We start from the raw sequence: 14344 nt of genomic DNA on the forward strand, positions 1-14344 counted from the left end.
GGCGGGCGTGGTTCCAAGGCGGCAACACACTGTCGTTCTTCCGGGTTATCACCGTCCGAAAGCGCTGGTTCGGCGGCTGCTGCCTACTACGGTGAATGCGGGTGGTGAGCCGAGTGGTCGTTAAAGCACTCTCCTGTGTTCCCCATACCTTGGTGGGGGGCCAGCGCGCTTCCCGCCGGCCCTCTGGATGGCCCGGCGGACTTTGTCGACGATGCGGCCCGCGAGCACCTCACCCGATCCCACCCGGACGCGCCTGGCGACGCGTTCGTGGTGGAGCCGGTCCGTGTGGTCATCGGCTGGGATGGCTTCGAGCCGCCGCACGAGTGACACAACCGAGTTCCCGCCCGCCTGGTGCGGCCAGCCTGTGCGGAGGTTTTCTGGCCGGGGACCCTGTAAGGGCTGGCCAGGGGAGCCGGTGGGGGAGTTTGTGGTGAGGGTTCGGGGGTATACGGCGGCCTGGCTGGTGGAACGACGACGGGGGCGGGCAAATGGAACAGACGGCGGGCGATGAGCGCATGCGGCTGCTGCGGGGGGATGTCTTCGCGGTGTCCGGGGCGTTCGAGGGCAGTGAGGACATCGGCGGCGCCCGTGCCCTGGCCCGTGGCTTTCTCACCGACGTACAGGCCGTGTACGGCCTGCCGGTCTCAGGGCGCGTCATGGGCACGGTGCAGCTGGTGGTGAGCGAGCTGGTGACCAATGCCCGTAAATACGCACCCGGTCCGTGTCTGCTGACCCTGGAGGTCAACGGGGGAGGGGCGGTCGAGGTGAGCGTGTGGGACAGCAACCCCACACCGCCAGCGGTCCTGGCACCCGACGCCAACCGGATCGGTCAGCACGGGCTGGAGATCGTCATGGCCGTCTCCCAGAGCTTCGCGGTTCGCCGCGAGCCTGTGGGTAAGCGCATCACCACGGTGATCACGTTGGCCGACGACTCTGTCGGGGACGTCGCCGGCCAGCAGCCATGACGGACCCCGGGGCGGCTTCGAGCTCCCGTACGAGTGGCACGACCGCGTCTCCCCGCCTGCCTGGTGATGCCTGCCCCCTGCGGGGCTCACCGAGGGGTGAGCCCGTAGGGGCAGGACCTGCCGCTCGGGCGCACCGGGGGTGTGTCGATGCCGAGGCTTCCCCAGGGGGTGCACCGGTCGCACATCCCCAGCTCGGGGAACTCCTCGAACGCAGTCCACACTCCCGCTTTGCTGAGGAGGCTGGGCATGTTCTTGGCGATCGTGCGGTTCCCGCGATGCAGCACCGGATGACCCTCGACCGCGCGGGACGGCAGCACCTTCCACGACATCTCCCGGCGGGCCGCCTCCCGGCGCCGGCGGTCTTGCTCCTGCTGGGCCTCAAGCTCCCGGATCGTCCGATCGGCCTGGTCCAGCTACCACCGCAGCCAGTCCCGCAGCGTCCGCTGCTTCTCCAGCCGGTCAGCTATCGGCATCTCCACGCGCACACCTGCTCACGCCGCCTCGGCCACGCCGTGACGGCGGCCAACACGTCCTCATGGGCTCTTCAGCACCATCCTGGCCTCAACAACCCAGAGCCCCGCTCCTGCTTACTGATGGTTTCAGAATGAGGTCGCGAGGCTGCGAAGGCGTAGGGGGCGCCGCCGGATGAGGCGAGGGCCTGTCCGGTTTGCCCCATGCAGTTCTGTCTCGCGGCCTGCCCCACGACGGCCGGGAGCCGTGCAGGCTCGCCCGGTCGGCCTGCACAGTTGCATAGTGTGCTCATGGATCGATTCGTGGGTCAGGGCCGCCTCGAATGGTGGGCTAATCAGTCGACTTGCCTGGGGATATACGACATCGACATCACTGTCACTGTCGACGCGGTTGGCAAGTGGCGGGCAACTGGTCGGCATGCCAATGCCCTTGACGCAACCCAACGCGAGGGCTGGGACTTCTTCATGGAGATGGATCCCCACTTCTTCATGGCGTTTCCCGGTGAGGACCGCGGCGAGATCACGGTGCGAGTCGTCGAGGCCGAGGATGGAACCCTCACGCTCGTGGAGGCACCGGGCTGGGACGGCTCCGTGAGCGTCACCTTCGACCTCACCTGAGTTCAGCTCGCAAGGGCGGGAACCCGACTTCGCTACCCTGCCACCAACTTCGCTGCGTCGCCCCTTACTGATCTTTCAGAATGAAGTTTGGAGGCGGCGAAGCTAACTGATCGTTTCAGAATGCCGCCCAGCGGAGACGCTTGCGACCCATGTAACAATCCCCTTCAGTCACGGGCGCAGGGGGGATGACACCGTATGGAACGGGTTGGGGATGTACGAGGGCTCGTGCTTGGTTACGTCGACGCTCTGAACGCGGTTGACGAGGCCATGAGGGCGGCGATCCCCTCTCTTGAGCGACTCGCAGATGTCCTCGGCCTGGTCCGTTCGCACCGGATCATCAACCGGAGTGGGCAGGTCGGCACCTACTCCTACACGGTTCATGGGGCCGGGTGCCGCTTCGCACCCGACGGGAGCGAAATCTTCGACCTCTGGAGGCTGCGCCGGTACGGGCTGAGCCTGCCCGAGCCTCTTGACGTCACGGATCAGGACCTGAGGACCGCCGTGCGGTCCCTGCAACCGCTTCTGACCGAGGTGCGACCGGGGTGGTTCAGCGTCGCCAGCTGATCGGTTCAGGGTGAGGTGCGCAGGCGGCGCAGGCATATGAGGCTGCAGGCCAGTTCGAGCAGGCCCTGGTGGAGATCGGCGCGTCGCTCGTAGAGGGTGCTGCCTCGCCCGACGTAGGGCCGACGTCCTGTTCGCCGTGCTCCGCGACGGAACTTTCTACGAACCGCAGCCGTCCGCCGCGGTCACCTGACCTGCAGGTCTGCAAGGAGAACGACTCGATCAGCCTCGACGTCGAAGCCGATCACCGGATGGCCGGAGTCGCCTTCCGGGTCCATCAGCACCGGCTTGCCCAACCGCCGCCCGATCGCCCGAAGGAAGCCGCAGAACGCATCAAGTCGCTCCTGGCCCTGCAACTCCCGCAGGTCGACGTCGAAGTCGACTTCGTCGGCGGCATGGAAACGGAAGATCGCCAACACCTCGGCGGTCGGCCAGACCCGCAGGTCCGGGCATTCGGCATCCGCCGGGCGCGACAGCACGGCCTCCGCCCGGGGCATCGGCAGTACCGTCTCTCCCTCGGAGTGCTGGCACTTCCAGCCTTTCTCCGCGACAAGATCAAGGACCGCCTGCCAGTCCACCACCAAGGCATCCGGGACACGCGCGTCCGGCAACGACCCCGTCAAGTCCGGATCGAAGAAGCACTTCACGTCATCCCACAGCAGATCTGCCACCCCGCCATGCTGCCCCGGCTCACCGACCCACCGCACCCCCGTTTCCCTTGACCAAACACATAGGGGCACCCCCCCCGCGTTGGGATGGCTTCGAGCTTCGTACGAGTGAGAGGCCGGCCCGTGCCGGAGTCACGACACTGTTGGCGAGTCCGGCCCGCCGGGTTCTACGTGGTGGTGTTGGGGATCAGTGCCCACACACAGAGACGACCCAGCTACGACCCGAGAACACGCCCCCCTGCTGGTTTAGGGCCTGTCCGATGGGTCGGCCGGGCGGTCTGCCGTGACCAGCCACGACGTGCTGCGCAGGCGGACCATGCCGTCCGCCGCCTCGTGGTTGCGCAGATGTTCCGTCAGGGTGCGGCGGGCGCGCGCCCGTGCGGTCGCGTCGGCTTGCTCCATCAGGTGGCGACCGGGGCCCGTTCCCAGCAGGAACTCCGCCGCGTCCTCGGCTCCGCGTCCCCAGGCCCCGTACGCCTGCGCCTGGGTGATGGTGATGCTGGTGAATCCAGCCGCGGTAAGGACGTCGCGGATGTAGTCCGGGGCGGCCAGGGAGAACATTCCGGGCAGCCCCGGCTTCCCGAAGTCACCGACCGGCAGGAAGTCTCGCAGTGACGCCACAGCCGCCACCCAGCCGTTGAGCATGGCATCGGCAGGGCAGACGAACACCAGGCGCCCACCGGGTCGTAGCGCCCGCCCGACGTTGCCGAAGGCTGCTACGGGGTCGGCGAAGAACATCACGCCGTAGCGGCTGATCGCCGCGTCGAACGCGCCAGACTCGAAGGGATACACCTGGGCGTCGCCTTGCGTGAAGGAGACGTTGGTGATGCCGTCCTTCTCTGCGCTGGCCCGCGCCTCGGCCAGCATGGGGCCGGACAGGTCGAGGCCCAGCGCGCTCCCTTGGGGCGCCCGGAGCGCAGCGAGACGCGTGGTCTGACCGGAGCCGCAGCCGAGGTCGAGGGTCCGATGAGCCGCGGTTATCGCAGATGCTTCGAGTAGAGGCTTGTTGAAACCCTCGTTCACGGTGTTCCAGCGGTCCTGGTTGCGTGCCCAGTGGGTGCCTTCGGGGCCGTTCCATGCCCTTGCTTGCTCGGTGTTGACGACGTCTGACACGGGCACCTCCTGAGGTGGGACGGCGGAGAATGGGCGTGCGCCCAAACTGTATGGGCGCACGCCCAAATAGGCAATTCCCGATACCATCCAAGGGTTAGGTCCCTTGTGGGCGATGGCGGCAGAACGGAAGAGAGGCCCATGTCACCGCGTGGAGTGGCGACGCCGGACGTGCGCGAGCGGCTGTTCGCCGCCGCGGCGCGCGTGGTGGAAAGGGACGGCCCCGGCGGGCTCACCAGTCGATCCGTCACGACCGAGGCGGGCTGCGCCAAGGGGCTGTTGCACGCGCACTTCGCAGGGTTCGACGAGTTCGTGGCCGAGCTCTGCCTTGACCGGTTCGCGCGGACGGCGGCCACGGCGCAGGCGCTGTCGGTGCTCGCCGGGCAGGGCACGGTGGCACGGAACCTCGACACTGTCGTCCTCGCGCTGTTCGACTCCGGCGGTCCCGCCCTGTCGGGTCTGGCCATGACTCGCCCTGCCGCCGCTTTGCGTATCCGCGCGGCCCTGCAAGGCGGGGCGCCGGGCTTCACCGCAATCCAGGAGGCCATCACCAGCTATCTGAAGGCCGAGCAGGGGCTCGGCAGGGTGGTGGAGACCGTCGACCCGCGCACCGTGGCTCTCGCGATCGTCGGTACCGCGCACCACCTCCTGATGACCAGCTGGCCCGGCATGCCTGACCCCCGGTCCGCCATGACGCACCTGGTGGCCTCGCTGGTGGATGGCTAAATCTTGTTGCAGTAGGTGGTGTCCGGGCAGGTCAGAGCGGGGATCGCACCTGTTCCGCTCATGTGGCGAGGGCGAGGTTGTGCGTGTGGGCGACGGCCTGGACCGCGTGATGGAGGCCGTCGCCGCGCTGTCGGCAGCCGCGGAGGATCTTGTAGTGCTTCATCCGGGCGAGGGCGTGCTCGACACGGGCCCTGACCCGTCGGTGCTCAGGGTTGTCCTCCTCCTGGCCGGCCAGCAGGGCCCGGCCGGGTCGTTTACGGTGCGGGACTACGAGCCCGGTGTTGATGAAGGCGCCGTCGCCCAGCACGGTCACGCCTTCGCAGTGCCGGGCCAGGCCGGAATCGAGCCACGCTTTCGCGTCTGCGGTGTTGCCTGGCACCGGCCGGGCCGCGGCGATCACCAGCCTGGCTGGTGTCGGCATCGACGATGACCTGCACGTTCGCCGAAGACCGGGGGTTGCGCGAGGACGCTCCGACCTTCCGGTCACGGACCGGGACGAGGGTGCCGTCCACGATCCACAACCGTTCCACCGCGTCGGCGGGACGGGTGGCCTGCTCGGTCGCCAGCAGCGGCCGCGGCCGCTGGATCACCCGGTACACCGTCGTCGGCGAGCAGCCGAACAGCGGCGCGAGCTGCCACAAAGGGCGGTGAAGCTGAAGCGGCCGAGCAGGTTCCGGTTGCGGTGTTTGAGCGGAGACAGGCGGGCAGCGTCCTCGTCGTGGATCTGGTGCCCCTCAACGCGAGCTGATCGATGGCGAGCCGTATGACCCGCGGGAGATCACTCCAGCGACCGAAGTCCTGGTGCATGCAGGATCAGCCCTGCTGGTGCAGAGCTTCGAGGTAGGCGTTGAGCGCTGGTGAGGTTTGGGACTGTTGGCGGATCACGGCGTAGAGCCGTCGGGTGAGGTTGATACCCGCGATGTCGCGAATGGCCAGGCGCGGATCTGCGGCTGGCAAGGTGAGGTCGGGCAGCAAGGTCACTGCGCCTGCGCTGCGGACGAGTTCGAGCTGGACGTCGGCATCATTGGATCGGTGTCGGAGGTCGGGGTCGAATCCTCCGTGCGCCCGGCAGGTCCCGATGATCATTGCGTGGTGTCCGGTACCGCTGCTTGAGGAAGCCCATACCTCGTGGCGCAGTGAGGAAAGAGCAACGGGCCCGGGGCGGGCCGCGAGTGGATGCCCTGCCGGCAGAACCAGGCGTGTCCCTTCGCGAAGGAGCAGGTGATGGTCCACGCCGTCGGGGCGCGGGCGGGGATAGCCTTCGTACTCGTCGCTGATGACAAGGTCGACGGTTCCCAGGCGCAGCTCGGGCAGGGCCACTTCGAGTTCGAGTTCGGTGATCTCGACCTCGACGAGGGGGTGCGAACGTGCCACTTCCACCAGCGCGGGGATGAGTAGCCGGCGGGTTGCCGATTGCAGGCCCACAGCTCGGATCCTGCCGCGGACTTCCTGGGTGAGGTTCGCCAGTTCGGTTTCGGCGGTTTCGGCGACGTTCAGCAGGACGGCGGCGTGACGGGCCAGCACTTTCCCGGCGTCGGTGAGCCGGACGCCTCGTCCGGCCGGCTCGACCAGGCGGGTACCGGCTTCCCGTTCCAGTACTGCCAGCTGCTGGGAGACCGCCGAGGGGCTGTAGCCGATCGCGGCGGCCACAGCGGCGAGGGTCCCCCGCTCGGCGAGTTCGCGAAGCATCCTCAGACGGCGGAGATCAGAAAAGACCATCCATAAATCCTAATGAATCAGCTCCATTATTCATCGCTGGTCCTTACCGGCGAGGTGGGGCACTCTGGAGGTTGCCGCTGGTCGGTTCCAGGGCATGTCACCCTCCCAGCCTCCGGAAAGTCCCTACTCTCACATGAACGCGCGCACCCCCTCCGTCCCCGCGTCCGGGATTTTGTCCTCTGTCGGAGCGTCAGTCATCTTCGGGATCATTTTCATGATCCCCCCGTACCTTCTGCCGCTGGATCCCGAGCAGATCCTGGGATACCGCATCATCGCGATGGTCACCTTTCTGGCTGCCTTCTTCTGCTCGGCGCGGATGTGGGACCAAGCCGCGGCGCTGGTCGGCCGTCTGCGCGCAGCACCGCATCTGGTCGGCGTCCTCGTCGTGGACGCCGCTCTCCTGGGGCTGCAACTGTGGCTTTTCGGATGGGCGCCCCAGAGCGGGCACGGCCTCGATCTGTCGCTGGGCTATCTCATCCTGCCGGTGGCCATGGTGGTGGTCAGCGTCGCGGTCTACCGCGAGAAGCTCTCCCGCTGGCAGATCGCGGCCGTGCTCTGCGCCGCTGCGGGAGTCACGGCGGCCGTGGTCGTCGCCGGCGGGCTGCGCTGGCCCACCCTGCTGGTCGCACTGGGGCTTCCGCTCTACTTCATCAGCCGACGCGCCTTCGCCCTGGACTCCGCCGCAGCCCAGCTCTTCGAGCTCAGCGCGATGCTCCCCTTCTCGGTCTTCGTCCTGGCGGCCAAGCCGTCGCTCGGCACGGTCATCCACCGCCCACAGCTGATCGCCGGACTTGTCCTGCTCGGGCTTCTCAGTGCCGCCGGGTTCGCGCTGTACCTGACCGCCAGCCGTGTCCTGCCGTTCTTCCTGTTCGGGGTGCTCAGCTACGTCGAGCCGGTGCTGCTGGTGCTGGTTTCCCTGACGCTCCTGGGCGAGCCGTGGCAGTCGGCGGACACCTTCGTCTACATCCCGATCTGTGCCGGGCTCGTTCTTCTCGCGCTCGAATCGGCAGCAGAAGAATCCGCCGCGCCGAAGCAGCCCGCCCCACAGGTCGACAGCGCCCGCCCATGACCCAGCGGCTGCGGGCCGAGACCGAGGGTGCCGCGAACCCGCATATGTCGCAGAGGGTGGCCAGCACCGGCAGGGACAGCCGTTCCGGGGTGCCGAAGACCAGGCGGTGGACCTGGGAGGAGGACAGTGTGATACCGCGTTCGGTGAGGTGCGGCATGAGCTCGGCGACGGTGAACACGCCGCAGGCGGCCATCAGCTCGCACAGACGCCACCGGTAGCTGATCTGGCGTGGTAACGGGAGGTCCTTCCCAGCCGCAGAGCAGCCTCTGTCAGCGTACGCCTGAACGTGCTCAACCCCGTACAGGTGAACGTACTCAGTTGATGATGCGCTGACCAGTGGTTCTCGTCAGCCCGCTAATAGAGCTTGGGGGTGTCCTGCTGGGCGAGCCAGGCCACGGCCTTCGCGCGGTCCGCCTCCGTCGGTGCGGGGCTCACCTGGTCCGGGTAGCGGATGAGGTAGTGCTCGCGGGCGACGCTCAGGCCAACGGCACGGGCCTCAGGGGAGAGGCCGGGGTGCTCGGTGAGCGCCTGGGCGCGCCGCCACCAGCACACGCTTCTCGGGTCGACGGCGTAGTGCCACAGCGGCTGTTCGGGGTCCGCCACGCCGATCAGCACCCTGCGCAGCACGTACTCGCGGATGTCTGGGTTGCCGATCAGCCGGTCGGCGACGAGCAGCGGGTGCTCTCGGTCGAGGCGGGCCCGGACCAGCACCCAGGTCATCAGCTGGCCCACGTCGTGGGCGGGCGAGGTGACGAAGTCCCACAGTTCGGCGGCCTTGGCCTCGTCGGGGGCGCCGAGGTGGGTGAGGAGCCGCAGTTCGTCCTTCCACAGCGGCCGGGCCGCGTTCCACCAGGAGACCAGTTTCGCCGCGGCCGGGTGGTCCAGGTCGAGGGCGAGGCAGGTCAGGGTGACGAGCGGGTGGCGCCATTCGGTGTACGTGGTGCGGTACTTCTTGGTGAGGTCCTTCAGCCGGCGCGGCAGCAGGGCCTCGACGTCGGACGCGGTGGCCAGACCGTGGGCGACGAGCAGTTCGAGGCAGAACCCGAGCCCCTGCAGGCCGGTCGTCGGGTCGGCCACCCGGTCCCGCAGCCAGCGCACGTCGACGTCGGTGAGTGTCCGGTACCGGTGCCATACGTCGGTGAGCTTGGTCTCGGAGCCGGTGAGTTTGGGGCCGGTACCGGACAGGAGTCCGTCCCTGGCGGCCTCGTAACGGTCCACGGCGGCCAGTACGTCGGCGGTGCCGATCCCGTCGAGGTCGGTCTGGCCGGGCCGGAGTGCCTCTTCCCGGATGTGCTCCACCTGTTCGCGGGCCGCGTCCGCGGCGAGGACGCGCAGCACCCGCGGCAGTCTGTCGTCGGTGGCGAAGCGGACCGCCGCGAGCCCGGCGTAGGACCGGCCGGCGTGGTAGCCCGCCCCCGTCTCCCGGCGCCAGTCGGCGGTGACGGCCTCGGTCAGCGCGCCGTACAGCCCGTGCAGCGAGGTCTCCGGCACGTCATGCGCGGCCAGTTCCGCCGCGAGGGCCGCCGCGGCCCGTACCGCGTCGGGCTCGCGGAGCGACCGGTGCAGCGCGAGCCAGGCGTGCACCGGGGCACGATGGCCCGCGAGCGCGGCCTCCCGCACGACGGCCAGGCCACGCTCCGACGGCATGCGGGACACGACGGAGGCCACCTGGGGGTCGCCGACGCCGAGGGCGTCGGCCGTCCCCCACGCCTCCGCGTGGCCGTGGCGCAGTAGCGCGTGGAGCAGCTCCGCCCAGGCGCCCCACGCCGTGAGCCGCCCTTCGTACTCCGCACGCCAGGCGCGCAGCAGCCGCTCCGTCTCGTCGGGCGTGAGCCCATTCCTGCGCTCCAGCGAGACCGCGAACCGGGTCGCGGCGGAGAGGTCCTGGGGGTCGTCCAGCCGTTCGTGGAGCCAGGCGGCCTCGACCGGGGACAAGGGCCGGTACCGGAGCGGGGAAACGCTGCGGTCCACCGGCTCGTCGAGCGCGTCGAGGAACTGCCGTACGCCGTCAGGGTCAGCGGGATCGGGCAGTCCCGCCTCGTCCCGGTCGGTGATCCGGTCCAGCCGGAAGGCGCCCTGAGGACCGCCGTCCACGACCCGGAAACCGGTCGGCCCCTCACCGAGCCCGGCGGCGACGGTGGCGTGGTCGCCGCCCCAGTGCAGCAGCAGTTCGCCCCTCAGTGTGCTGGAACGGCCGAAGGCCCGCCCGTGGGACTGCCAGTGCCAGTACGCGAAGGAGACGGGGCCGGTGAGCCCGCGCTCCGCGTGGACCTCGGCGGCGTCCTCGTGGCCGTCGGACTGCGTGTAGCGGCCCCGGTTCGGCGGCGGGAGCACGAGGAACCCGTCGCCGCCGAGCCCCTGCCACCAGGCCGTGATCAGGGCAAGGTCCGAGGGCCGTCCGCGCGCCGCGCGGCGGCGGGCGGCGGGGGCGCCGGCGGCGTCGTTCACGTGCTGCTCCCTGGGTTCTCCGGCGTCGTCTCCGGAATCCGTCGAGGACGGCTCTCCCGCCTCGGGAACCACCGTGCCACAGGGGTCTGACACGCCCTCTCCGCCGGGAAGAGGCATTGTTCGCTTTCCATCGGGGCAGAGTGGTGACCTTGCCGCGTATTGATCGTCCCACTGCGGGTGGCTGGTGCATGGGACCGGCCACGGACTCGCTCACGCGCGCGTCATCCGCGGTGGAGTGGAGGCAGGGCCGGACTGCGCCCCATGGGCTGGTCCCTTGCCGGGCGCCGGCCCCTCCCGCACAAGCAGCTGCCCGAGCCCGACCAGATGAAGGACCCCAGCTTCGTCCAGCGCTTCCAGCCCATCGCCGCGCGCCTGCGCACAGCACTGGCCGCACGTCCCGCCGGCAAGAACTGACCTGGGAGACTGGCCCGCAACGCGTCCCCCGTGGGCCAGCCCTCCAGCTTCGCGGTCCTCTTGACCGGCTCGCTGCGCTGCGGGACGGCCGGTGCGCGCAACTATGCGCAACCACGTCGCAGGGGAGAGCACCATGACGTTACGGTTCGTCGGGATCGACCCGAACACCTGCGGCGAGGGATCGCCGACGGTGTGGGTGGAAGAGGAGAGCGCGGACCTGGTTCTCCAGGGCGAGGAAGCCGATGACATGCTCAAGTCCCTGGTCGGCTCCACCGAGTGGGTGGCCGGCCACAGGGCCGGGATCCCCGCGCACGAGCGGGTGATCCGGATGCCGGTCCGCATGGTGCCGATTCTGAGGGAGGCGTGCGATGCCGCTGAACGCGCAAGCGCTGAACACCGCGACGTTCGCTGACCTGCTCGCCGACACCCACCGCACGGCGGTCCACCTGGAGATGCGCGACGTCTACGCGGTCGGCGACGAGACGGATGACTTCGAGACCTTCCTGCGCACCGGAGTGCCGAACCTCGACCCCGGCCGCTCGTTCTGGCCGCAGTGGATGCCGCTCGTCAAGGACGCGGTCGCACGTGGCGTGGTGATGCGCCGCGCGCGGATCGTCTCCGAGCCGGTCACCGACTACATCCGCTACGAGCACGCCATCACCCCGCTCAACCTCCAGGCCGGAGAGGACGTGCGCTGGCTGCCCGCCGCCACGCGAGTACGGCACCCGCTCCCGTCAACGACACGTACAACCCTGGGGGCACCCCGGATGTCATAGAGGTGTCCGAGGAGGCGGGAGACCGCTTCTTCACGTCAGCTGAAAGCAGGGGGAGTCCGTGACGCGTACGCGTGCAGGCTTGGTCATGGCGACGGTCCTCGTCGCCGGTATCGCACCGGTGGCGCTCGGGGGAGCTGCGGCCGTGGCCGTGCCGGCGGTGAGCCGGGCGGAGGCCGCCGTGGAGCCCGGCACGGTGGTCCAGGACGGGGGCCGGACGAAGGTGTGGGCCGGCGAGGAGGGTCCGGGGACCGTCCGTTTCCGCGCCTCCTTGCCGGCCGGGGTGACCGGTCCGGTGACGGCGACGCTCGGATTTGGCAAGCCGATCTCCCAGTGGCCCGGCGCCGGCACCACCCCGAATCGTGTCGCGGCGAGGATGGACACGACCGCGTCGGTGGACGGGGCCGCCCCGGTGCCCCTCTCGTGGTACATGAACGATGACTACGAGAGGGAGCCGATAGCCGTCGACCTCCCCGCCGTCGAGGCCAAGGCCACCCTGGACTACGCCGTGACGTTCGACTTCGGCTCCTGGGACCGTTGGTTCGGTTCGTTCGACCTGTCGGTGACGCTGAAGGATGCCCAGGGGAGGGTGGTCTCGAAGGGCACTGCCGGTGTGGACGCTGTCCTTGGCACCCCCGAGGCGGGTCTGCGCGGTGCCGTCCACGCCCGCGACAAGGACGGCGTCCTGTGGCGGTACGAGGCGACCGGATCGGCCGACGGCAAGCTGACGGCGCGTCAGCGCGTCGGCGGCGGCTGGGGTATGTACACCGCGATCGTGCCGCTCGGCAACATCACCGCGGCAGGCCGGGGCGACCTGGTCGCCCGCGACAAGGACGGCGTCCTCTGGCACTACCAGGGCTCCGACAATCCGGACGCCCCCTTCAAACCCCGCGTCCGTGTCGGCGGCGGCTGGAACACCTACACAGAGATTGCCCGCGACAGCTACGGCTATGGCAGGCGTCTGGTCGCCCGCGACAAGAGCGGCGTCCTGTGGATGTACCACGTCAACTTCGACGGCAACTTCTATCCGCGCCAGCGCGTCGGCGGCGGCTGGAACGCCTACACCAAGATCAGTGGATACGCCGACGGCCTGGTCGCCCGTGACACGGCCGGCGTCCTGTGGAAGTACACCCCCAGCTCCGCCGAGCACCCGTCGAGCGGGCCGTTCGACGCGCGGGTGAAGGTCGGCGGCGGCTGGAACGTCTACAACACGCTCGCCGGCACCGAGGACCTCGGCCGTTTGAACGGCCTCGACCTGCTGGCCCGCACCCCCGGAGGCGACCTGTACGCCTACCAGCGCAAGCTGTCCGGACGCGGTTACGTTCCGGCGACCCGCACCAAGATCGGCTGGGACTGGGACATCTACAACCTCGTCCTCTGAGAGATCCGGCGGGAATCTTCGGGGCTGCGACGCCGTGAAACGGGCCACAGTGCAGCTCCGGGGGCCGCCCGCCCCCCCCGGTCGGGGTGGTCATGACCACGGGGCCGTGACATCCGTCCGGGGCCCGGGTTGGCCCCGGCATGCGCATGATGATCTCCAGCGCGGCCGCGGCCGCCCGTCCTCCGGGCGGGTGCCGCGCCCGCGCTCGCCACGGTCGACACCGCCCTGGCCCGAACGACGGCCGGCCTCAACTCGTGCGGGTACGACGTCGCGGGCGCGAACGTGAACCTACGGTCCGGCCCGGGAACCCGCTACGCCTCGCTCGGACACCCGACCCGTGGGGACGTCGACCGGAAGCCGAACGGCTGATACCGGGTCACCCTCTCTGAGCGCTCGCGCTCCGGCATTAGGGCCGGCACCACCGGATGGGTGGCCGAGCGCTACCTGAAGCCATCGGTCTGTATGCAGTTCGACTAGGGACTTGTCCGGCCGGTCATGTCGGACCGCTCGGCGTCAAAGGGCAGATGGATCACCGGCAGGCCACCTGCGCTCTCCCGCCGACCAGCACGGATTTAGGATTACGGGTGTGGATATACGAGGGGCCGTTGAAGAGCTGGCGGTGGAAGCCGAAGGGCAGATCCGTGACCACACGTGGGTCCTGACCCCCGCCGACCGTTCCGTCGCGGCGCAGGCCGCCGCCGACCTGGACGCCATCGTGGGCACCCTGGAGTCCCGGGAGGCCCTGTCCGAGGTCGAGCGGCTGGCACACCTGCGGGAGGCACTCGCCGCGGTGGCCATCGCCCTCGCCCACGTCCATGGACGCCTGGCCTGGTTCCTCGGCGCCGCGGCCACCGCCCTCACCCCCGTCCTGCACTGGCGCGCCCTGCCCGCCGAACACGGCCCCACCTTCGGCGCCGTCCTGCCGACCCTCCAGGAGTACGCGGAAGCCGAAGACGCGGTCCGCCGGCTCCACCGCACCCTCGCCAGCATCGCCACCACGGGTCACATCCGACTCCCACGGGATCCATGATCACCCGGACAGGACATAGTCGGCCGGGTCCGGGCGGGGGCGTACGTCCGCGTAGACCCGCGCCCGCACTCCGGGCACTCCCGGCCGTACGCATACCGAGGTGCTCCCGGAGTCGCCCACTGCTGCTGAAGGCCGTCCATCACCGCGCGGACGGTGTCGTCGCGGCGGGCCCTGCACGCCGCCTTCTGCGGAGACCTCGATCCGCTGGCCCGCGCCGCGCCTTCTACGTCCTGGCGGTCATCTGCGCTGGGCATCAGGCGTTTCCTGTGGTCACAGTAAGTACGGACGTGTACTGTCCCCGTTAGCTGTCGTGGTTCGGATCCTCCCTTTGCCCATGCCCTCGGCGTGGGCTTTTTTGCTGTGCTGTGCCGCAGGAACCAGGGCGATCACCT

At 69.4% G+C, this 14344-nt stretch carries 14 protein-coding genes and 4 pseudogenes; 10 read left to right on the forward strand and 8 right to left on the reverse strand.

All coding sequences use genetic code 11. From position 1 onward, the window contains the following. Positions 1-488 precede the first annotated feature (488 nt). Positions 489-965: an ATP-binding protein gene (locus ACFWV2_RS29975; protein ID WP_384409689.1), complete on the forward strand. Its 477-nt coding sequence runs from the start codon at positions 489-491 to the stop codon at positions 963-965. A gap of 86 nt (positions 966-1051) precedes the next feature. On the opposite strand, the gene ACFWV2_RS29980 is transcribed toward ACFWV2_RS29975, so the two are convergent. Beyond that, positions 1052-1294, reverse strand: a complete 243-nt coding sequence (locus tag ACFWV2_RS29980) for a hypothetical protein (RefSeq protein WP_384409691.1) — start codon at positions 1292-1294, stop codon at positions 1052-1054. Positions 1295-1726: 432 nt separating this feature from the next. Here ACFWV2_RS29980 and ACFWV2_RS29985 point away from each other — a divergent pair, with 432 nt between their 5' ends. After that, positions 1727-2053, forward strand: a complete 327-nt coding sequence (locus ACFWV2_RS29985) for a hypothetical protein (protein ID WP_384409693.1) — start codon at positions 1727-1729, stop codon at positions 2051-2053. 225 nt (positions 2054-2278) lie between these two features. Next, positions 2279-2617 carry a DUF6896 domain-containing protein gene (locus ACFWV2_RS29990; RefSeq protein ID WP_384409695.1) on the forward strand — a complete coding sequence of 113 codons (339 nt, stop codon included), beginning with the start codon at positions 2279-2281 and terminating at the stop codon, positions 2615-2617. 5 nt (positions 2618-2622) lie between these two features. On the opposite strand, the pseudogene ACFWV2_RS29995 reads toward ACFWV2_RS29990, so the two are convergent. From ACFWV2_RS29995 to ACFWV2_RS30005, 3 genes and pseudogenes are all read right to left on the reverse strand, one after another. Then, positions 2623-2715: pseudogene (locus ACFWV2_RS29995) on the reverse strand (IS5/IS1182 family transposase); the annotation flags it as partial. Positions 2716-2799: 84 nt separating this feature from the next. Beyond that, positions 2800-3285, reverse strand: coding sequence for a hypothetical protein (locus ACFWV2_RS30000; protein WP_384409697.1), 486 nt, complete (start codon positions 3283-3285; stop codon positions 2800-2802). Positions 3286-3528: 243 nt separating this feature from the next. Then, positions 3529-4395 carry a class I SAM-dependent methyltransferase gene (locus ACFWV2_RS30005; protein ID WP_384409699.1) on the reverse strand — a complete coding sequence of 289 codons (867 nt, stop codon included), beginning with the start codon at positions 4393-4395 and terminating at the stop codon, positions 3529-3531. 138 nt (positions 4396-4533) lie between these two features. On the opposite strand from ACFWV2_RS30005, the gene ACFWV2_RS30010 reads away from it, so the two are divergent. Continuing rightward, entirely contained in the window at positions 4534-5118 is a 585-nt protein-coding gene (locus ACFWV2_RS30010) for a TetR/AcrR family transcriptional regulator (protein ID WP_384409701.1), read from the forward strand. 58 nt (positions 5119-5176) lie between these two features. On the opposite strand, the pseudogene ACFWV2_RS30015 reads toward ACFWV2_RS30010, so the two are convergent. Further along, a pseudogene (locus ACFWV2_RS30015) lies at positions 5177-5753 on the reverse strand (transposase family protein); the annotation flags it as partial. A gap of 178 nt (positions 5754-5931) precedes the next feature. Continuing rightward, positions 5932-6837, reverse strand: a complete 906-nt coding sequence (locus ACFWV2_RS30020) for a LysR family transcriptional regulator (RefSeq protein WP_384409703.1) — start codon at positions 6835-6837, stop codon at positions 5932-5934. A 133-nt stretch (positions 6838-6970) separates the two neighbouring features. On the opposite strand from ACFWV2_RS30020, the gene rarD reads away from it, so the two are divergent. Further along, a complete protein-coding gene (gene rarD, locus ACFWV2_RS30025; RefSeq protein WP_384409705.1) occupies positions 6971-7906 on the forward strand; it encodes an EamA family transporter RarD in 936 nt (311 codons plus the stop codon). A 55-nt stretch (positions 7907-7961) separates the two neighbouring features. On the opposite strand, the pseudogene ACFWV2_RS30030 reads toward rarD, so the two are convergent. Together ACFWV2_RS30030 and ACFWV2_RS30035 are read right to left on the reverse strand one after the other, a co-directional pair. Further along, positions 7962-8243: pseudogene (locus ACFWV2_RS30030) on the reverse strand (hypothetical protein); the annotation flags it as partial. Positions 8244-8260: 17 nt separating this feature from the next. Then, positions 8261-10354, reverse strand: coding sequence for a hypothetical protein (locus ACFWV2_RS30035; protein ID WP_384409707.1), 2094 nt, complete (start codon positions 10352-10354; stop codon positions 8261-8263). Between the two features lie 261 nt (positions 10355-10615). On the opposite strand from ACFWV2_RS30035, the gene ACFWV2_RS30040 reads away from it, so the two are divergent. The 5 genes and pseudogenes from ACFWV2_RS30040 (at position 10616) to ACFWV2_RS30060 (ending at position 13952) form a co-directional block, all read left to right on the forward strand. Beyond that, positions 10616-10768 carry a hypothetical protein gene (locus ACFWV2_RS30040; protein ID WP_384409709.1) on the forward strand — a complete coding sequence of 51 codons (153 nt, stop codon included), beginning with the start codon at positions 10616-10618 and terminating at the stop codon, positions 10766-10768. A gap of 133 nt (positions 10769-10901) precedes the next feature. Next, complete coding sequence (locus ACFWV2_RS30045) at positions 10902-11180, forward strand: hypothetical protein (protein WP_384409711.1); 279 nt, start codon at positions 10902-10904, stop codon at positions 11178-11180. After that, positions 11137-11510, forward strand: a pseudogene (locus ACFWV2_RS30050) (DUF6879 family protein); the annotation flags it as partial. The gene ACFWV2_RS30045 and the pseudogene ACFWV2_RS30050, both read left to right, overlap by 44 nt. Positions 11511-11602: 92 nt before the next feature. After that, positions 11603-12922, forward strand: a complete 1320-nt coding sequence (locus ACFWV2_RS30055) for a hypothetical protein (RefSeq protein ID WP_384409713.1) — start codon at positions 11603-11605, stop codon at positions 12920-12922. A 586-nt stretch (positions 12923-13508) separates the two neighbouring features. Continuing rightward, positions 13509-13952, forward strand: coding sequence for a hypothetical protein (locus ACFWV2_RS30060; protein WP_384409715.1), 444 nt, complete (start codon positions 13509-13511; stop codon positions 13950-13952). The last annotated feature ends 392 nt before the right edge of the window (positions 13953-14344 follow it).

This window comes from Streptomyces sp. NPDC058671 (assembly GCF_042716475.1).
Taxonomy (GTDB): Bacteria; Actinomycetota; Actinomycetes; order Streptomycetales; family Streptomycetaceae; genus Streptomyces.